Genomic DNA, 18,516 nt, shown 5'->3' with positions numbered 1-18,516 from the left:
TCAGCTCGGGCCCCGCCGCGCCATGAGCGCGCCGACCCGCGCGCGCTCATCCTGGATGAAGCGCCTGAACGGTTCCGCCGGCTCGTAGAGATCCTCCCAGCTGCGCTGCGCGAGGAGCTGGCGCCAGCCCGAGACCTGAACGAGCCTGTCGATCGCCTCGTCGAAGCGGCCGAGCAGCGTTGGTCCGACCGCGCCGCGCGAGACCACCCCGCGCCAGTTCATCATCGTGATGTCGACGCCCTGCTCGCGCAGCGTCGGCGCGTCGACGCCCGGCGCCCGCGCAGGCGAGGCGAGCGCGAGCGCCCTCAGCGTTCCGCCCCGCATCTGGTGGCGGAACTCGCCGAGCGCGCCGCTCGCGACCGTCGCGGCGCCCGTCAGGGCGTCGAGGGCGGCGCGCGCCGAGGTGTCGACAGGGCGGTAGGCGAGGCCGCGCGGATCGGCCCCGGCCGCGCTCGTCAGCAGCAGCGCGAGCTGGTGATCGGCGCTGCCATATGGCCGCCCCGTCCATCCGACGGAGGAGGGGTCCCGCCGCAGCGCGGCCATGAGATCCGCGAGAGTGCCGAACGGCGACGCCGCGGGAACGACGATCGGCTGATGCTCGCCGACGAGCCGCGCGATCGGGCGCACGCTGTTGAGATATTTGTCGTGGCCGGAGATCGCGAGCGCGCCGACCGTCGACAGGCTGATCACCATCAGGCTCGCGCGCGGCCGCCTGCCGTCGATGAAATCCGAGATCGCCATGGTCTCGCGGGGCACGTTCACGGCCGTCGCGCGCGGCACGAGCCGCGTGGCGTTCAATCCTTCCGCGACCGCTCGGGCGAGTTGGTCGTCGCCTTCGCCGGCCGAGCCGGCCGCGAGCACCTCGACGGCCGCCGTCTGCGCGGCGGCGGGAGCGGAGGCCGCGACGAGCGCGGCCGCAAGGCCGGAACTGACGGAGCGCCGATCGGCGCCCGTCACTGCGATTTCTGGGACAGGCGGGACTGGATCTCCCGCCCGATGTCGAAGGCGCGCTGCTCGAGCAGCACGGGGCTCTCGCAGACATAGGTCAGCGCCTGCGAGCGCTCCTCATAGATGCGGGTGTCCCAGTTGAGCGCCTCCTGCTCCTTTTGACCCTCGGGGCTCATCTGCGCGGCCATGTCCTTCTGGGTCTCGGCCATCTTGAGACTGCGCTGCTTGATCCGCTCCGAAAGGTCGCGCTGTTTGCGGGCGTAGCGTTCGATGCCGGCGACGATCTGGGAGCGGTGCTGGTTGATCTCGTCGAACACGCCGGCGAACAGCTTGGAAAGCTCGGCGTCGGCGTCATCGCCGGCGCGCTTCGCGAATTTGTCGATCGCGGCCTTGGCGTCCTCCATCGAGGTCCGGCGCGCGGCGAGCGTCGAGACGAGGTCGGCGACCTCCTTGTCGTCCCGCCACGTCTTCAGCGCGTCCTCCAGCGGCGGGCCGCCCCACATCTGGCCGTAGCTCAGCGACGCGACCTTGACCTGCACGCAAGGCCAGTCGGGGTTCTGGGCCGCGTAGCTGTTCTGGCCCGGCTGCGGCGCGCGCGGCGTATCGCGCGAGGGCAGGGGGGTCTTCGGGCCGGCGCCTCCGGCCTCCTGTCCGGGTTGCTGGGCGCGGGGCGTGTCGCGCGGGGGCAGGGGGGTCTTGGGCTTCGGCGCGTCGGCGGCCGGCCCCTGCGGGCCGTTCACCCCGGGCTGCGTCGGCGCGAGCACAGGCGTGTCTGGGCTCAGGCCACCCTGGCCGCCGCCGCCTGGCCCGCCGGCGCCGCCCTGCGCCGTGGCGTGCGAGACCGTGACCAACACGGCGAGGCTCACGGCCGGCGCGAGGCGCGCCCAAAGGGCCCTGTCAGTCCTGCGAAGGGACGTCGTCATCATGTCGTCTCCCGAAGCGTCGCGGCCTTGCCCGGCCGTTCGGCGCGGGAGCCGTCTTTGTCTGTCGCGCGGCCGCGTCTCACTTCGCCGCGTCCGGACCGCCGCGGCGGGCCGTGAGGCCGGTCGAGGGGTCGTAGGCGAAGACGGCCGCAAGCAGGAACACGATCGAGCAGCCCGACACCACGGCGAGCGCCGTCCACTCGATCTGGCCGTAGAGCGCGAAGCGGATCAGCTCGACCGCATGGGTGAAGGGGTTCCACCGGCAGATCGCGAACAGCAGCTCGCTCGACTGCTGGACCCGCCACAGCGGGTAGAGCGCCGAGGAGGCGAAGAACATCGGGAAGATCACGAAGTTCATCACGCTCGCGAAGTTCTCGAGCTGCTTGAACACAGAGGACATGGCGAGGCCCATCGCGCCCAGCATGAAGCCGGTCAGCAGGAGCGCCGGCAGCACGGTGACGTAGCCCCAGTGGCTGTCGGGCGCGACGTCCCAGAAATAGGCGACGAACAGGAAGGCGTAGACCTGCAGCAGCGAGACCGCGATGCCGGCGGTGAGCTTCGACACCAGCAGGAACCAGCGCGGATACGGGCTGACGAGCAGGATGCGCATCGCTCCGACCTCGCGGTCATAGACCATCGACAGCGAGGACTGCAGCCCGTTGAACAGCTGGATCATCGCCATCAGGCCGGGCGCGATGTAGACCTCGTAGAGGATGTAGGTCTCGTAAGGCGGGATGATGGAGACGCCTAGCGTCGCCCGGAAGCCCGCCGCGAAGATGAAGAGCCAGACCAGCGGCCGCACCAGCGCCGACAGGAAGCGTCCGCGCTGGTGCAGGAAGCGCAGCCCCTCACGCCAAACGATGCCCGTGAGGCAGACCAGATAGCCTTTTGCCGTGACCTCGCGCTGCGGGCGGGCCGTGACGTCGGCGATCGCGCTCATGCCGAGGCCTTCTGAGGGGCGGGGCGCTCGCCCTCGCCGACGATCGTCATGAAGGCCGCTCCGACGTCGTCCGTCTTGGCGCGCGCGCAGAGCTCCCGCGGCGTTCCCTTGGCCATCACCTTGCCCTGGTGCAGCACGACGACGCGGTCGGCCGCGGCAATCTCATCGGTTAGATGCGTCGCCCACAACACGCCGATGCCGTCTTCCGTGATGAGCCGGCGCACCTCGTCGATCAGCGTGCGGCGCGAGCCGATGTCGAGGCCGACGGTCGGCTCGTCGAGCAGCAGGAAGGCCGGGCCGTGCAGCAGCGCGCGGGCGATCTCGACGCGCCGCATCTGGCCGCCGGAGAGCGCCCTCACCTTGTCGGAGGCGCGCGATTCGAGGCTGACGCGGCCAAGCGCCGCGGCGGCGAGGCGCTTGGCCTCGCGGCGGCCGATGCCGTGCAGCGCCGCGTGATAGAGCAGGTTCTGCATGACGGTCAGTTCGAGGTCGAGCGTGCGCGCCTGAAACACGACGCCGAGCCGCGCCAGCGCCCGCGCGGGCGAACGCCGCACATCCTCGCCCAGCACCTCGATCGAGCCGCTGGTGTTGTTGTAGAGCCGGGTGATCAGCGAGAACAGCGTGGTCTTGCCGGCGCCGTTCTGGCCGACCAGCGCCGTGAAGGCGCCGGCCGGCGCCTCGAGCGAGACGTCGTCCAGCGCCGTCTTGGAGCCAAAGGAATGCGTCACGCCGCTCACCTTGAGCGCCGCGGAAGCAGGGGGAGGAATTTGGCTGGTGACAGTCACATTGCTTGTCCGACGCGATGAGCGGCCGTTCCGGCGAGGGCGCGGCCGTCGACCGTTGACTTAAGCCTTTTCGCGCGCGCGTCGAGCGCGACGTTCCTACGGGATCGCCACGACGCCCCAGGGCGAGCGGCCGACGGTGACGGACTTCGTCACCTTTCCGCTCTCGACGTCGATCACCGAGATGTCGTTCGAGTTGCCGTTCGTCGAGTAGAGCTTCTTCTCGTCCGGCGAGAAGCCGAGCTGCCAGACGCGCTGGCCCACCAGCAGGTAGCTCTTCACCTCGTAGGTCTTGGTGTCGACGATGGCGACGCGGTTCGAGGGTCCGAGCGCGATGAAGGCGCGCGCGCCGTCCTTGGTGATGCGCACGCCGACCGGCTGGATGGCCTCGGCGGTGACGCCCGGGATCTTGAACTCGATCCGCTTCACGACCTCATGGGTGCCGTTCTCGATCACCGAGACGGTCCCGCCGACCTCGGCCGACACCCACACGAACTTGCCGTCCGGCGTGAACTCGGCGAAGCGCGGGCGGCTGTCGACCAGCACGTTCTCCACGATCTGCTTCGTGTCGGTGTCGATGAAATGCGCCATGTTGGTGGTCTCGGAGGTCGTGACCAGCGTCTTGCCGTCCGGGCTCACGCCCATGCCTTCGGGCTCCACGCCGACCGGAATCTCGGCGACGACGCTGCCTTTTGCGGTGTCGACGATCGTGACCAGCGCGTCGTCCTCGTTGGCGATGTAAAGCGGATTGCCTGAGGGATGCAGGATGAACAGCTCGGGATCGGGCCCCGAGGGCAGGGTCTTGATCATCTTGCCGGTCTGCGCGTCGTAGACCTCGACGCGGTTGTCGTCGCTCGCGCAGACATAGATCAGCTTGTTGTCCGGGCTCGCGATGACGCCGCGCGGGCGGCGGCCGGTCTTGATTGTGTCCGTCACCTTGAGGCTCTCGCTGTCGAGCACCGTCATGGTGTGGTCGCGCTCGTTGGTGACGAAGATCTTACCCGCCGCGGCCGGCGTCGCGGCGCCGGTCAGAACCGACAGGGCGGCGCCGACGGCGAGCGCCGCGAACGGCGCGCGGAGGCGATTGCGAACGGTCATTGAACGGTCTCCCGGAAGGCGCGCGGCTTCAACGCCGCGTCTTGCGTCTAGGGCCGCGGCGCGGCGATGGATCACTGCGTCGCAGGGAAGCGGCATTGGCTCTCCGGCTTGTCGAAGCCGATCGAGTCGAGCGGATTGGTCTGGTGCAGGAAGCCCTCCTGCGGGGCGGTCGCGACGAGGGCTGCGGCCTGCGCCAGCACGATCGGCTGCCGCAGCTGGTGGTCCCACGGCCGGTAGGAGAAGGATTGGCCCTTGAAGCCCGCGAGTTCGAAGCGCGGGCCGAAGATGTAGTCGCGCAGCTGCCTCGTGTCGTTCGACCTCACCCGCGCCGCAGTCTCGCCGATCGTGCGCATTGCGAGCCAGGCCTGGAAGTCGAGCGGCCGCATGCCGCGCTTGGCGTGCCTGAAGAAGCGGTTCTGCAGCTGGGCCGCGCCCCAGCTGTCGACGGTGACGTGCCAGGTCGCGGGCGACAGGCCGGCGGTGCCGGCGGTGAGCCGGGGGTCCCAGGAGCGCCAGCCGATCAGGTCGCCGAACTCGTCGAGTTCATCCGCGACCATGATGATGTCGGCCTCGTCGGCGCCTTGCGTGAACACCGGGATGACGTCGTTGCCGGTCTCGCGCACGTCGGGGCCGAAGTTCCAGGTCTTCTCCTCGATGATCTTGGCGCCGAACTTCTTCGCCGAGCGCCGGACCGCGTCGGCGTAGAGCCTGTCCTCCGGCTGGCGGCCGACGATCATGAACCAGTTCGACCAGCGCTTCGACACCAGATACTGGGCGAGCGAGTCCGTCAGCATCGCGCGGTTCGGGGCGACGTGGAGCACGTTGTAGCGGCAGTCCTTCTGGCGCAGCCGGTCGTCCGTCGCCGCCGCGTTGAACAGGATGACGTCCTTGTCCTTCGCCGCGTCCGCCATCTTGAGCAGCGCGTCGGCGGGCACCATCAGGACGATGAACTTCGCGCCGCTCTCCAGGATGCGGTTGAAGGCCGGCATCGGGTCGTCCTCGAAGGCGACCTGCTCGGAGGCGACGAGCTTGTAGGACTGGCGCAGGAACTGGCCGGTCGTGTTGTTGTCCGCGATGCCGAGTTCGGCTCCCGCGACGCCGTCGTCCTTGGGCGGGATCGTGACGACGTTGTTCCACCAAGGCGGGTTCGCCGGAAACTGGCGAAGCACGCCGAACGTGAACTCGACCGGCGCTGGGGCGTTCTTCGGAGGCGGGCCGGGAACCTTCGGCGCCCCGGCGGCCGAATCTACCGGCACCTGAGCCGCCGCAGGACAAACGGCTGTGGCCAGCACCGCCGCCATGAGGGTGAGGCCTATGGAGACGGTCTTCACCAGTCAGCGCCCTGCGTTTCGCCGGACGATTTCGCCATCACGCGTTCCTTCCATGGCCGCGACGTCGCTGCGCGGGTTTTATAGGGCAGCCCTCTGAAAGCGAGTCCGTGGAGGATCAGAACGGGACCAATCAGTGGCACGGGCAGCGAACCTTCCAAGGCAGTCCGAATTCATAGCGCCTCTACGTTGAAAGCAATGCATAAGAAAATAATAAGTCGTGACGTTTGCTTGATTGATCCCAACTTGATTGCAAAATGTTCCTGGATATGCGTGGTGAGCGAAAGTCGCATGGCTCGCGCACGTCCTCAACGACAACAATGCGGCTAAGGGAGAATACATGCGCGCCACTGCCGCCTGGGCGCTCGCCGCCGTGCTGGCGACGCCGTTCATCATCCATCCCGCCCACGCGGCGCCGTTGAAGGCGGCGGTGTTCGATTTCGAGTTCATCGATTCAAGCGCGGAAGGCGATATCAACGGCGTGCGGGATGACCAGACCAAGCGGGTCGTGCGCACGGAAGAACAGGTGAAGGACTTCCTGAAGGGCGCGCATGTAGAGCTCGTCGACGTCGCTCCGGCTCGGGACGAGGTCAAGGACGTGAAATCGCTGCGCGAATGCCTGCCCTGCGCGCGGGACGCGGCCGGCAAGGTCGGCGCCGATCTCGCGGTGGTGGGCCATATCCAGAAGGTCTCGAACCTCATCCTCAACATCAACGTCCAGATCGTCGACGTGAAGACCGGCAGGCTGGTGCGTGGCGGCAGCGCCGACATCCGCGGCAACACCGACGAGACCTGGGCCCATGGCGCGAAATATCTGATGACGCGGAACATCCTGAAGGACCCGCTTCCGGAGAGCGGAGCGCAGTGATGGCGGATCTGACGCGCCTGACCAGACGCCAGGTCGTCGTCGCGGGTTCGGCGGCGGCCCTCGCCGCAGCCCTGCCGGCGTGGCCGGCGCGCGCGGCCAGGCCCCTGAAGATCGCCACGCTGAAATTCGGCACGGTCAACTGGCTGCTCGACACCATGAAGGCCGAAAGCGAGAAGGCCGGAAAGCCCGCGCCCTTCGAGCGGCTCGAACTCGCGTCGACGCAGGCTCTCACCGTCGCGCTCCAGGCCGGCCAGTGCGACCTCACCGTCAGCGACTGGCCCTGGGCGATGCGCCGGCGCATCGAAGGCGAGCCTTTCCGCTTCGCGCCCTATTCGTCCGCGCTCGGCGCGGTGATGCTGGGCAAAGATTCGAAGATCGCGAGCGTCAAGGACCTCAAGGGCAAGAAGGTCGGCGTCGCGGGCGGTCCGATCGACAAGAGCTGGCTGCTGTTCCGCGCCTGGGCCCACAAGGAAGTCGAGGGCGACATCGCCGCCATGGTGGAGCCGGTGTTCGGCGCCCCGCCGCTGCTCAACGAGCAGCTTCGGCTCGGGCGCATCGACGCGGTCCTGACTTTTTGGAATTTCGCCGCCCGGCTCGACGCCGAGGGCTTCAGACGGATGATCGACGTCGCGGACGTGATGGCGGACCTTGGCCTGAAGCCTCAGCCGCCGATGGTCGGCTTTGTCTGGCGTGAAACCCTGTTCGAGACCGCGGGCGGCGAGCTCGAAGCCTTTTTCCAGGGGGTCAAGGCCGCCAACGAGACCCTCAGGACGTCCGACGAGGCCTGGTCGAGGCTGAAGCCCAGCATGCATGTGCAGTCCGACGCCGAGTTCACGCGTCTGCGGGACTACTTCCGGGCAGGCGTGCCGGGACCTTGGGGACAGGCGGAGCTCGCCTCGTCCCAGAAGCTCTATGGGCTGCTGTCCGAACTCGGCGGGGCAGAGTTCGTCGGCCCGAACCCGCGCTTCGACCCCGGTCTCTTCTGGTCACCGAAAGTCTGAGGCGTTCTTCGTGGGAGCGGCGTCGCGGCTTGGCTGGTGGGCGATTTCGCTCGGCGCGTTCGTCGCCGTGTGGTGGCTGGCGGCGCTGATCTACGCCGAGCCCAAGCTGCTCCCGACGCCGCCGCACGTGCTCGACGCGCTGCTCGTGCTCGCCAAGAGCGGCGCGCTGTTCTCCAATCTCGCCATCACGCTGGCGCGGGTCGCGGCCGCTTTCCTGCTCGCCATGTCGATCGGCTCGGCGCTCGGCATCCTGATGGGCATGTCGATGACCGCCGACCGGCTGCTCGGCCCGTGGGTCGTGCTGTTCCTGAACCTGCCGGCGCTCGTTATCATCATGCTGTGCTACGTCTGGTTCGGCCTGATCGAGGCGGCGGCGGTCGCGGCGGTCGCGATCAACAAGATCCCGAACGTCGCCGTGACGCTGCGCGAGGGCGCTGCGGCGCTCAGCCGCGACCTTGCCGAAATGGCCGCGATCTATCGCTTCAGCCGATGGAAGACGCTGCGCCATGTCATTCTGCCGCAGCTCGCGCCCTATTTCGCCGCGGCCGCGCGTTCCGGGCTCGCGCTGGTCTGGAAGATCGTGCTGGTGGTCGAACTGCTCGGCCGTCCCAACGGGGTGGGCTTCGAGCTCCAGACGGCGTTCCAGCTTTGGGACGTCGCCACGATTCTCGCTTACGCGCTCGCCTTCGGCCTCATCGTGCAGGCGATCGAACTCGGCGTGATCCAACCCTGGGAACAGGCGGTCAACAGGTGGCGGCGATGAGCGGGCTCACCGTCGAGATCGCCGACAAGACCTTTCCGGCCTCCGACGGAGCGCCGGAGCGCGCGCTCTATCGCGACTTCCGCCTCGAGGTCGCGGACCGCAGCTTCGTCGCGCTGCTCGGGCCATCGGGCCTCGGCAAGACCACGCTGCTGAACATCGTGGCGGGCGTCGACAAGGACTTCCGCGGCAAGGTCGCATTCACGTCCGAGAAGCCGCGCATCGGCTACGCGTTCCAGAGCCCGCGGCTGCTGCCCTGGCGTACGGTGCTGGACAATGTCCTGCTCGCGCTGCCCAAGGGCCGGGAGCATGTCGAGCGCGCCAGGGCTGTGCTTGGCGAAATGGGCCTCGGCGACGCCGAGAGGGTCTTTCCCGAGCGCCTGTCGCTTGGCATGCAGCGCCGCGTCGCGCTCGCGCGCGCCTTCGCGCTGGAGCCCGACCTGCTGCTGATGGACGAGCCCTTCGTGTCGCTCGACGAACAGACCGCGGAGAAGCTGCGCGACCTGCTGGCGGACCTCATCCAGCGCCGTCCGACCACGGTGCTGTTCGTGACCCATGACAGCCGCGAGGCGGTCCGGCTCGCCGACCGTGTCGTGGTGCTGGCGGGGCCGCCGGTGCGGATCGAGCGCGACGTGCGCGTCGAACTCACGCCCGAGAAACGTCGCGAGGCCGGCGATGTCGAGCGCGTGCGCGACCACGTCGTCAGGGTCGCTGGCTAGGCTCTGAAATGGATACGGCCCGAAGCTTTCGCTTCGGGCCGTCGCCGGCAGTCTCACTTCCCGAAAATTATGGCGGCCAACCGCTGGAGCAGGCCTGGAGGCTTCGCTGCAGGCGGGGTCTGTCCAGGGTGGTTTCCGCTCTAGGCGTTGGCGGCGAAGGGGTGCTTCGCGGTCGCCGACTGCGTCACGACGTCCCGAGCCTTCGGCTCGCCGGCGATGGCGCGCTTGATGGATTCCTTGGTCGCCTCGTAGTTGTACTGCTGGATCTTGGCGTCGTCGGCCGCTTCCCAGTGGATGAACACGCCGACGCAGATGAACAGGTCGTCGGCCTCGTCCTCGGGAATGGTGCCGTCCGCCACGCAGTCGACGACCGCCTTGGCGACGCCGTACTGCGCCGGGCCGAACATCTGGACGGCCTGGCGGGCGTCCTTGATGGTGACCTTGTTGAACAGGATCGTGTTCGGCTTGGCGAGCAGGTTCGGGCTCACCACCGCGAGCAGCGAGGTGAAGCCGTCCTTGTTGTTGGTCAGCGCGTTGACGAACGCAGACTCAGCCGTCGAGCCGCGCGGACCGATGATCAGGTCGATGTGGGCGACTTCGTTGCCGTCGCCGACAAGCGATTCGCCGATGAGGGTCTTGGTGATCTTCGCCATAAAGAAGCATCCTCCCAGGTTGTTCCATGGTGTCGCCGAGAACGCGGACGCGCCGCTCGACCGATGCCCAACTCTATCTTTGCGTCTGCGTTCGGTTGGGGGCCGAACCGGTTGGCCGGATAGCGCCTTGCAAGGACATGCGGGCGCACACTAGTCGCGACCCGCTTCGCATCGCAAGCGGTTCTTAGGGCGAGGACGTGCCTGCGGCGAGGGGCTGCGTGGCCTGCCGGCAACGCTCCGCGTGCAACTCGTGCGGCGCGGCATAATCATGTTGCGATGCACAATCTTGAGCGTAACCTAAGATTCGCCTCCGAGCCCGAGGCGCGGGGGTCGCACACGCGACGCCGTCCGCGCCGCCGTTCGCTCAGGAGCCTTCAATGGACCTTGTCCTGCTTGTGTGTCTCGTCTCCTCGCCGCAAACCTGCCGCGAGGAACGCCTTCTCGTCAGCTACGAACAGACCGATCCGCGCATGTGCATGGCTGGGGCCGTGCCGACCATCGCGGAATGGACGGAAGGCCATCCCGAATGGCAGGTGTCGCGCTGGAAATGCGGCGCTCCGCTCGGATCTCGTCTGACCCGAAACTTTGGCTAGTCGAGGAAGGCCCGCAAACTAAGAGCGCAATTATAAGGAAAGAATAATTTCCTCGAATATAGACGGGAAACTTTCCGCGAATTAATCTTCGGCGTCGCGGCGCGCAGCGCGCTGCGGGAGACGCATGCCGGGCGCCGAGGGCCCACGCGCCAGTCTTGCGCTCGACAAATAACAGAAGGTCCGGACAGGGCCTCGGTGAGGGAGTTCCCAGGGAATGATGTCAGGATTTGTCCGGATGGCGGCGCTCGCAGTCCCGGTCGCGGCCGCTCTCATGGCAAGCGCCCCGGCTGCTGCGGTCGATCTCGCCAAAGGTCGGCAGACGCTGCCGGACCTCGTGCTCGGCGGCGACAACGGTGACGACTACGCCGTGAGCCAGAAGGACTTCGAGCTTGAATCCGGCAAGGCCTATCAGCTCGACATCATCTCCAAGGGCGGCAAAGAATACAAGTTCTTCGCGCCCGAGTTCTTCCGCAATATCTGGATCAACCAGATCGTGATCAATCATCTGGAGATCCACGGACCCGGCGCGCCCCACCATCTCGAATGGGACGACGAGGGCGCAATCCGCCTGGAGTTCGTGGTGATCCGTCCGGGCTCGTTCAAATGGTGGATCGACGGCCTCGAGTCGAAGGGCATGACGGGAGCGATCGTCGCGAAATGACGCATCCGCGCAGCAACTTGAAAGGCCCGGCCGGACGCCTGCTCGCGCTCGGTCTCGTGGCGGCCGCCGCCCTGGCGTGCCCTGAGGCGCGCGCGGACGCCGCCGCCGATTGCGACTCGGGCATCGCGATGATCACGGCGGAATCGGCCAAGGAGCAGCCCGGGCCGGTGGCCGACGCCCTCAAGACCGCGCTCCGGGTCGCCAAACGCGAGAAGGGAGAGCAGGAATATGACGAGTGCCTCGACGCGGTCGAAGACGCACGGAAGGCTCTGAAGAAAAAGTGACGGCGCGCGGGTCGCGTCCACGCGGCGGCGCGCCGTACGAGACGGCCCCGATGATTGCGAACCGAACGCGCCGCAGATTCGACCTCGCTTGCCGAAGGCACACGTGATGTGGCGCCACTCGCTCAGATCTTTGCGGTTCCGGCTCGCCGTGCTGGTGGCGGCCGTCGTGCTGACGACCGGCGCCGCGGCCGCCGCGCTGGTCTGGACGCTCGCGCTCGCCGACGACCATGTGAGCGAGCTGTCCTCCGCCCAGCGCCGGCTCGAGGATCTGTCGGCGATCTCGAGCCGGGTCGGCGACTACGCGCTCGCGGCGCTCCAGACGACGCAGTCGCGCGAACTCCAGACCGATCGCCTGTCGCTGCCGCGCAAGCGCGTGCAGGAAACGATGGCGCGCTTCAGCCAGAACGTGGCGGGCGAAGTGAGCCGTCGCGGGGAGCGCGACGGCGCGATCATCGCCGCCTCGCGCGGGCGGATGCTCGCCCACATGAAGGCGAGCTTCGACGTGCTCGACCGTCAGGTGATGCAGCTTATCCGCGACGCGCGGGAAGGCCAGCCGCAGGCGGCCGATTCGGTCCGGATCGCGCTCGACATGTTCGCGGGAAGCTTCGGCCCGTCGCTCAGCCAGGCGATCGAAGGCGAGCGGGTGGCGGCGCGCGACGCCGAGGCCGCGATGGCGCAGCTGAGGGCGCGGCTCGCCCCGATCGCGACTCTCGCGGTCGTCGCCGCGGCGCTGCTCGCCTTCCTGCTCTACCGCGCGGTCGCCAGCCCCCTTCTGCTGCGTCTGTCGGAGGTCGCGGCCGCGGCCGCCGACATCGCCCGCGGCCGCACAGACATCCGCCTCGCCGTACGCGGCCATGACGAACTCAGCCTGCTGACGACCCGCTTCAACCGCATGGCGCTTCATCTGTCGCGGCGCGAGGCGCGCCTGCTGTCCGCCCAGTCGCGGCTGCAGGAGATCGTCGACGCCCGCACCGCCGAGCTTCGCCGGGCCAATGAGCGGCTGTCCGACACCGATCGCGCGCGGCGACGCTTCTTCACGGATGTGAGCCACGAATTGAGGACGCCGCTCACCGTCATTCTCGGCGAGGCGGACGTGACGCTGCGGGGCAAGCCGGACCGCGAGGATCTCGCCGCAGCGCTAGCGACGATCCGGGTCCGTGCGCGCAGGCTGCACCGGCGCGTCGAGGACCTGCTGCGGGTCGCGCGCTCCGAGAACGGCCAACTTGATCTCGAGTTCGAGCCCATGTCTCTGGCCGAGATCGCCTCCCAGGCGCGGGAGGGCGTCGCCCCCGCGGCCAAGGCGCGGCAGATCGAGATCGTGGCCGACGCTCTCGCCGACGAGATGGTCGAGGCGGACGCCGAATGGATGAGACAGGTGGTGGAAGGACTGATTTCGAACGCAGTGCGGCATTCGTCTCCCGGAAGCGAGATCAGGCTGTCGGTCGCCTCCGGGCCCCAAGGCGCGACGCTCTCGGTCGATGACGACGGCGAAGGCATCCCGGCCGCCGACCTGCCTCATGTGTTCGAGCGCTTCTACCGCGGCGGCGGCGAGAAGGAAGGATCGGGCTTCGGCATCGGCCTCGCGCTCGCGCGCTGGATCGTCGAGCGGCACGGCGGACGCATCGCGATCGACAGCCGCACCGCCGCGCCTGGGCGACGCTCCGGCACCACCGTCTCCATCATTCTTCCTTCGCTGACCCCGCGCGTCGCCATCGGAGCCGGCTCATGACCATCCTGATCGTCGAAGACGACGCCGACATCGGCTCTGTGCTGAGGCGCGGCTTTTCGGCGGAATCCTACGATGTCGAACTGGTGGGCGACGGCGAGCAGGCGCTGGTGGTGGCGACCGGCAAGCCGCTCTGCGCCATCATCCTCGACGTGATGCTGCCGGGCCGCTCCGGGATCGAGGTGTGCCGGGCGCTCCGCGCCGCCGGCCAGACCGCGCCGATCATTATGCTGTCGGCGAAGTCCTCGGTGTCGGAGCGCACCGAGGGCCTGCTGGCCGGCGCCGACGACTATCTCGTCAAGCCGTTCGACTTCGAGGAGCTGCTGGCGCGCGTCAAGGTGCAGGAGATGCGGCGCGAGAACAGCGGCGAGAGCCAGCGGCATCTCGTCGTCGCGCCGCTCAGCCTCGACCTCGAGACGCGGGTCGTCACCACCGACAACGGCTCGACGCGGCTCACCGAGCGCGAGGTCGACCTGCTCGCCCTCCTCATGCGCCACGCCGGCGAACCCTTGAGCCGGGCGGACATCTTCTCCGCCCTCTGGGCGGGGCATGGCGGCGCGTCGCTCAACGTCGTCGACGTCTATATCGGCTATCTGCGCCACAAGCTCGGAGAAGCCGCCCCGGACGGCGGCCGGCTGATCGTCACGGTCCGGGGGCGCGGCTTCATGTTCCAGCCGGGCTGAGCGGATGTGACTTTGGTCGCGGCCTTGGCGCGGCCATCCTCGAAGGTGCATAATGGGGCGATAGAAAAAGGGCTGCGGCCCGCCGGCGCGAGACGCGTCAGGCGCGAGCGCAAGCGCCCCGTGTCATCGAGGAAGGCGTCTTTCATGTCTCTCAGCTTCAGCCGTCTGCGGGCGGCGCCCGTCGCGGCGTCTCTCGTGGCGCTCGCCTTGTCCGGAACGGGCGCCGCGGCCGCGGCGCCGGCCATCGTCGACCTCGTTTTCTACGCGCCGCATTTCGCCAAGGTCGAGAACGGCAGCACCATCACCTACCACTTCGTGCGGCGCGCCGAGGATCCCAAGCTCGAGCCGTCCTTCGAGGACGAGGTCAAGGTGAAGGTCGGCCCGGAGGGCGCCGAGAACTCCGTGATCATCAACGCCTTTACGGGCGCCCGGGCGCTCTCGATGCCGAACATGTCGAAGACCGGCAATCCCGTGATCGTCGCCCTGATGGAGCAGGACGTCACCGAGATGCACAAGCTGCTGGGCGGCAGCCCGTTCTACTTCCGCAACCGCATGCGGCAGGCGATGTCCGGGGAGACGCCGGCGGAGCCGATCAAGCTCGAATATGACGGCAAGATCGTCGACGGCTGGAAGGTCACGCTGAAGCCGTTCGGCGACGACCTGAAGAACCGCGGCAAGCTCGGGGAGTTCGCCGAGCGGACCTACGAGCTCACCTTCTCCGAGGCGGTGCCGGGCGGCCTCTATACGCTGAAGACCGTGACGCCGAAGGCCGGCGGCGCGGGCGCGATCCTCGTCGAGGAGCTGACCGTGAAGGCGCAACCGGTCGCGGCCGCTTCGGGGGAGGCGCCGAAATGATCGTCCGCGCGCTGATCGCGGCCGCCCTGCTGGCGGCTTCCGCCGGCGCGGCGAGCGCAGGCGTCGACGACGACTATCCGACCGCCGAGAAGGCCGACTACATCTTCGCCTGCATGGCCGCGAACGGACAGACGCGCGAATCGCTCGAGCGCTGCTCCTGCTCGATCGACACGATCGCGACGATTCTGCCCTACACGGAGTACGAGGAAGCCGAGACCGTGCTGCGCATGGACAGGGTCGCCGGCCAGGCCTCGGAGCTGTTCCGCACCAGCGCCGATCTGAAGGACAAGGTCGCGAACATGCGCCGCGCGCAGGCCGAAGCCGAGGTCAAGTGCTTCTGAGAGGTGGTGGCTGAACTCCCGGGCTTGGTTCCGGCTCAGGAAACAGAAAGGCCGCCCCGCGGGGGCGGCCTTTCTTCGTTTCGGGACGAAACCGGACCTACTTCGTCTCGGCTTGGGCCGCGTCCTGCTGCAGGTCGGCCGAAAACGCCTTGCCCTGCGTGTCGGTGCCCGTCATGGCGAGCTTGGCGCCGGGCTTCTTGTGGTAGCTGAACTGGATCATCGGGTCCTCGGAGAGCGAGATCCCGCCGTCCATCGCGAACACCGTCTCGTCGCCCTGCTGGACCTCGATGTGGTTGACGAACCACGCCGGGATGTAGGTACGGTCGACCACATTCATCTGCAGGCCCGAATAGTTCGGGTGCCGGATCATCAGCTGCGCGCGGTCGAAGGGGGTCGCTTCCGCAGGGGCGCCGTCCTTGGCGGCGAGGTTTCGGAACCGCGTCTGGCCGATGCGCGCCATCGCCTCGTCCTGGTCCTTGAGCGCAGGCGCCGAGCAGCCCCCGCTCGCCTTCACGAAGCGGCCGTTCATCGCGAGCTCGCCGTCGCTGGTCTCGACCACCGCGCGCACCGTCGAATAGGCGTTGACGCGCAGCCGCGTCGAGATCGCGAACTCTTTGCGCTTCTGTCCGAGCGTGAAGGCGGCGGCGACCGGCGAGGGATTCTCGTCGACCACCAGCGTGACCTTGGAGATGGTGCGCTCGTCGCCCGGCGGCAGGACGACGTCGACGTCGATGGGCACGACTGCGGCGTCCTCCGCGCGGATCGGAGCGCTCATCCTGATGAACGGCGCCTCGGCCTTGATCGGCTTCGCGCCGAACGCCTCTTCCTTGAAGGTCGCGAAGGTCTTGTCGGTGTTGAGCTGCTGGGGCTGCTGCGCGAAGGCCGGCGCGGCCGCGAAGGCGCAGCCGACGAGCGCGGCAAGCGCCGTCGATCGCAGCGCCAAGAGCTTGGACTGCCGTTGGGTCATGAGGATGTCTCCCGAAGCCGCGCTCTTACCGGCGCGTGCAAGCGGCCGCCGGAGGCGGCCTTGTGTCTTCAGTATATGGCGCGCAACCGACCCCGCGCAATGCGGGCGATCCCTCAGCGGACGACGATGATGCGCTTGGCGGCCCGGGTCAGGCCTGTGTAGAGCCATCTGTCGCGGTGCTCGCGGAACGCGAAGCTCTCGTCGAACAGCACGACGTCGTCCCATTGCGAGCCTTGCGCCTTGTGGACGGTCAGCGCGTAGCCATAGTCGAACTCGTCGGAGCGCCTGCGCTGGGCGAAGGGAATGGCCTCCGCCTCGCCCTCGAAGAAGGCGCGCAGCACCGACACCGGGACGGAGCGTTTGGCGCCCTCTTCGTCGGCCAGCAGGTCCATGCGGATCTTCGGCCCGTCGGCGCTTTTCAGGCGCTGCACGATCCAGACGCCGCCGTTGAACAGGCCCTTGCTCTTGTCGTTGCGGAGGCAAACCAGCTTGTCGCCGACGGCGGGGGTGGGGTCGATCAGCCCCTTCAGCTCACGCAGCCGCCCATTGTAGAGCCGGCGGGTGCGGTTGGTGCCGACCAGCACCTGATCGGCCGAGGTGACGTCCTCGGTCGCGATCTCTCGCCGCGAGACGACGCGGCTCTCGCCATAGTCTCCCCGCTCGAGCTCGCGGCCCTCGCGCACCGCGAGCGACATCCGGATGATCGGGTCGTCGGCGGCCTGGCGGTGGACTTCCGTGAGCATCGCGTCGGGCTCCGCGTCGGTGAAGAACCCGCCGCCCTTGACCGGCGGCAGCTGGGCGGGGTCGCCCAGCACCAGCACCTTCTTGCCGAAGGACAGCAGGTCGCGGCCGAGCTCCTCGTCGACCATCGAGCATTCGTCGATGACGATGAGGTCGGCCTCGGCGGCCGCGCCCTGGCGGTTGATGGCGAAGGAGGGGCCTTCTTCGTCGCCGCCGCGCGGACGGTAGATCATCGCGTGGATCGTGGTCGCGCCGGCGCAGCCCTTGGAGCGCATGACGAGCGCGGCCTTGCCCGTATAGGCCCCGAAGGCGACGTCGCCGTCGATGTCCTCGGCGAGGTGCCGGGCGAGGGTGGTCTTGCCCGTGCCGGCGTAGCCGAACAGGCGGAAGACCTGCGCGCGCGGCCGCGCGAGCCAGTCGGCCACGGCCTTCAGTGCGTCGTCCTGCTGGGGCGACCAGCGCATCGGGGCGGAGATCCTTCAGTCGGAGGGGAGGGGCTTCTAGCGCGAATCCGCGATTTGCTCAGCCCGGTAGGGCGCGAACCAGCCGAGCCCGTCCTCGCTGCGGCCGGAGGGGTGATACTCGCAGCCGACAAACCCCTGATAGCCGAGCCTGTCCAGCGCCGCGAACGCCGCTGCGTCGTCGAGTTCGCCGGAGCCTGGTTCGCGGCGGTCGGGGACGCTCGCGACCTGGACGTGGCCGATCAGCGGCATGAGGGCCTCTAGGCCGCGGATCACGTCGCCTCTGAGAATTTGCCGATGGTAGATGTCGAACTGCAGCCGGAGGTTCGGCAGCCTCATGGCCTCGATCAGCTCGGCGGCGCGCTCGAAGCTGTCGAGGAAATAGCCCGGCATGTCGCGGCCGTTGATCGGCTCGATCAGGACGTCGACCCCGAGCGGCCCCGCGCGCTCGCAAGCATAGGCGAGGGCGTCGCGATAGGCGCTGACGGCCGCCTTGTCGCCGGGAGCTGCGAGCCCGGCGAGCGCGTGGAGCCGGGTGGTCCGCGTCGCTTGTGCGTAGCCGAGCGCGCGATCCACGGAGGCGCGGAACTCCGCGGCGCGAGAGGGCAGGGCGGCGAGGCCTCGCTCGCCCGCCGCCCAGTCGCCCGGGGGAAGGTTGAACAGCGCGAGTTCCAGCTTCGACGCGGCCAGCTGCCCGGCGACGGTCTCGGCGGCGTGGTCGTAGGGAAACAGGATCTCGACCGCGCGAAAACCTGCCGCGGAGGCGGCGGCGAAACGCTCCCGAAACGGCCGTTCGGTGAACAGGAAGGAGAGGTTCGCGGCGAAGCGGGGCACGGCGGACTCAGGCGGGGAAAGTCGGGCATCCTAGCTGGAAGGGGCCGGGAGCGGCCACGATTTCTGGAGAAGGAGCCGACTCGGTGAAGCGGTAGGCGCAAAATCCTAGACCGTGATGGGATCGTTAGCCTAGAATAGGAGTCAAATCAGCCATTCCTGGCTACGTTCGTTATTCCGTACGCTGGTGACGTATCCGCTCACATCTTTGCGAGTTTCTCACAGAGCAATAATCACGCGCTCGTCAGCCGTACGTCAGTAATAATAACATTGTCGTTGCCTTATTGGATTGCTCTTCCTCTATCGTAAAATCTCTCTCACGTCATCAGCAAGACGTCAGGCGCAAGGGCGAA

21 protein-coding genes are annotated in these 18,516 nt (G+C 68.1%); 11 read left to right on the top strand and 10 right to left on the bottom strand.

Going from position 1 to position 18,516, the window contains the following annotated elements:
- From EK403_RS04200 to EK403_RS04175, 6 genes are all read right to left on the bottom strand, one after another.
- A complete protein-coding gene (locus EK403_RS04200) occupies positions 1-957 on the bottom strand; it encodes a tripartite tricarboxylate transporter substrate-binding protein (RefSeq protein ID WP_128776255.1) in 957 nt (318 codons plus the stop codon).
- The gene (locus tag EK403_RS22185; protein ID WP_164919492.1) at positions 954-1,874 is read right to left on the bottom strand and encodes a hypothetical protein; all 921 of its coding nucleotides are present in this window, start codon (positions 1,872-1,874) and stop codon (positions 954-956) included. The genes EK403_RS04200 and EK403_RS22185 overlap by 4 nt, the downstream gene beginning before the upstream one ends.
- 76 nt (positions 1,875-1,950) lie before the next feature.
- A complete protein-coding gene (locus tag EK403_RS04190) occupies positions 1,951-2,811 on the bottom strand; it encodes an ABC transporter permease (RefSeq protein WP_128776254.1) in 861 nt (286 codons plus the stop codon).
- Positions 2,808-3,596, bottom strand: coding sequence for an ABC transporter ATP-binding protein (locus tag EK403_RS04185; protein ID WP_128776253.1), 789 nt, complete (start codon positions 3,594-3,596; stop codon positions 2,808-2,810). Before EK403_RS04185 ends, EK403_RS04190 begins: the two co-directional genes overlap by 4 nt.
- 96 nt (positions 3,597-3,692) lie before the next feature.
- Entirely contained in the window at positions 3,693-4,691 is a 999-nt protein-coding gene (locus EK403_RS04180; RefSeq protein ID WP_128776252.1) for a PQQ-dependent catabolism-associated beta-propeller protein, read from the bottom strand.
- Positions 4,692-4,762: 71 nt separating this feature from the next.
- Positions 4,763-6,022 (bottom strand): ABC transporter substrate-binding protein, encoded by a 1,260-nt coding sequence (locus tag EK403_RS04175; RefSeq protein ID WP_245479494.1) that lies wholly within the window; start codon positions 6,020-6,022, stop codon positions 4,763-4,765.
- 337 nt (positions 6,023-6,359) lie between these two features.
- Between EK403_RS04175 and EK403_RS04170 the strand changes: the two genes are divergently transcribed.
- The 4 genes from EK403_RS04170 to EK403_RS04155 are packed head-to-tail and all read left to right on the top strand — an operon-like array spanning position 6,360 to position 9,367.
- Positions 6,360-6,887 (top strand): DUF3280 domain-containing protein, encoded by a 528-nt coding sequence (locus EK403_RS04170; protein WP_128776251.1) that lies wholly within the window; start codon positions 6,360-6,362, stop codon positions 6,885-6,887.
- Positions 6,887-7,888 (top strand): ABC transporter substrate-binding protein, encoded by a 1,002-nt coding sequence (locus tag EK403_RS04165; RefSeq protein ID WP_128776250.1) that lies wholly within the window; start codon positions 6,887-6,889, stop codon positions 7,886-7,888. The genes EK403_RS04170 and EK403_RS04165 overlap by 1 nt, the downstream gene beginning before the upstream one ends.
- Before the next feature lie 10 nt (positions 7,889-7,898).
- Positions 7,899-8,651: an ABC transporter permease gene (locus tag EK403_RS04160; protein WP_128776249.1), complete on the top strand. Its 753-nt coding sequence runs from the start codon at positions 7,899-7,901 to the stop codon at positions 8,649-8,651.
- Positions 8,648-9,367, top strand: coding sequence for an ABC transporter ATP-binding protein (locus tag EK403_RS04155; protein ID WP_342633768.1), 720 nt, complete (start codon positions 8,648-8,650; stop codon positions 9,365-9,367). The genes EK403_RS04160 and EK403_RS04155 overlap by 4 nt, the downstream gene beginning before the upstream one ends.
- 140 nt (positions 9,368-9,507) lie before the next feature.
- On the opposite strand, the gene fae is transcribed toward EK403_RS04155, so the two are convergent.
- The gene (gene fae / locus EK403_RS04150; RefSeq protein WP_128776247.1) at positions 9,508-10,020 is read right to left on the bottom strand and encodes a formaldehyde-activating enzyme; all 513 of its coding nucleotides are present in this window, start codon (positions 10,018-10,020) and stop codon (positions 9,508-9,510) included.
- A gap of 377 nt (positions 10,021-10,397) precedes the next feature.
- Here fae and EK403_RS04145 point away from each other — a divergent pair, with 377 nt between their 5' ends.
- The 7 genes from EK403_RS04145 (at position 10,398) to EK403_RS04115 (ending at position 15,163) form a co-directional block, all read left to right on the top strand.
- Positions 10,398-10,613: a hypothetical protein gene (locus EK403_RS04145; RefSeq protein ID WP_128776246.1), complete on the top strand. Its 216-nt coding sequence runs from the start codon at positions 10,398-10,400 to the stop codon at positions 10,611-10,613.
- 217 nt (positions 10,614-10,830) lie between these two features.
- Positions 10,831-11,274 (top strand): cupredoxin domain-containing protein, encoded by a 444-nt coding sequence (locus tag EK403_RS04140; RefSeq protein ID WP_206659481.1) that lies wholly within the window; start codon positions 10,831-10,833, stop codon positions 11,272-11,274.
- 56 nt (positions 11,275-11,330) lie between these two features.
- Positions 11,331-11,558, top strand: a complete 228-nt coding sequence (locus EK403_RS04135; protein ID WP_245479493.1) for a histidine kinase — start codon at positions 11,331-11,333, stop codon at positions 11,556-11,558.
- A 106-nt stretch (positions 11,559-11,664) separates the two neighbouring features.
- On the top strand, positions 11,665-13,287 hold the full coding sequence (locus EK403_RS04130) for a sensor histidine kinase (protein ID WP_128776462.1): 1,623 nt from the start codon (positions 11,665-11,667) through the stop codon (positions 13,285-13,287).
- The gene (locus EK403_RS04125) at positions 13,284-13,967 is read left to right on the top strand and encodes a response regulator transcription factor (RefSeq protein ID WP_128776244.1); all 684 of its coding nucleotides are present in this window, start codon (positions 13,284-13,286) and stop codon (positions 13,965-13,967) included. The genes EK403_RS04130 and EK403_RS04125 overlap by 4 nt, the downstream gene beginning before the upstream one ends.
- 144 nt (positions 13,968-14,111) lie before the next feature.
- Positions 14,112-14,822, top strand: coding sequence for a hypothetical protein (locus EK403_RS04120; protein ID WP_128776243.1), 711 nt, complete (start codon positions 14,112-14,114; stop codon positions 14,820-14,822).
- Positions 14,819-15,163: a hypothetical protein gene (locus EK403_RS04115; protein WP_128776242.1), complete on the top strand. Its 345-nt coding sequence runs from the start codon at positions 14,819-14,821 to the stop codon at positions 15,161-15,163. Before EK403_RS04120 ends, EK403_RS04115 begins: the two co-directional genes overlap by 4 nt.
- Before the next feature lie 97 nt (positions 15,164-15,260).
- Here the strand turns inward: EK403_RS04115 and EK403_RS04110 are convergent, their stop codons facing one another.
- The 3 genes from EK403_RS04110 to otnI all read right to left on the bottom strand — a co-directional run bounded on the left by EK403_RS04110 (position 15,261) and on the right by otnI (position 18,166).
- A complete protein-coding gene (locus tag EK403_RS04110) occupies positions 15,261-16,130 on the bottom strand; it encodes a quinoprotein dehydrogenase-associated SoxYZ-like carrier (protein WP_128776241.1) in 870 nt (289 codons plus the stop codon).
- Between the two features lie 113 nt (positions 16,131-16,243).
- A complete protein-coding gene (locus tag EK403_RS04105; protein ID WP_128776240.1) occupies positions 16,244-17,335 on the bottom strand; it encodes an ATP-dependent DNA helicase in 1,092 nt (363 codons plus the stop codon).
- Positions 17,336-17,371: 36 nt separating this feature from the next.
- On the bottom strand, positions 17,372-18,166 hold the full coding sequence (otnI, locus tag EK403_RS04100) for a 2-oxo-tetronate isomerase (protein WP_128776239.1): 795 nt from the start codon (positions 18,164-18,166) through the stop codon (positions 17,372-17,374).
- Positions 18,167-18,516 lie beyond the last annotated feature (350 nt).

It is taken from the genome of Hansschlegelia zhihuaiae (assembly GCF_004103825.1).
Taxonomy (GTDB): domain Bacteria; phylum Pseudomonadota; class Alphaproteobacteria; order Rhizobiales; family Methylopilaceae; genus Methylopila; species Methylopila zhihuaiae.
Note: the sequence above shows the minus strand (reverse complement) of the source record. Positions and strands in the feature narration are given on the sequence as shown.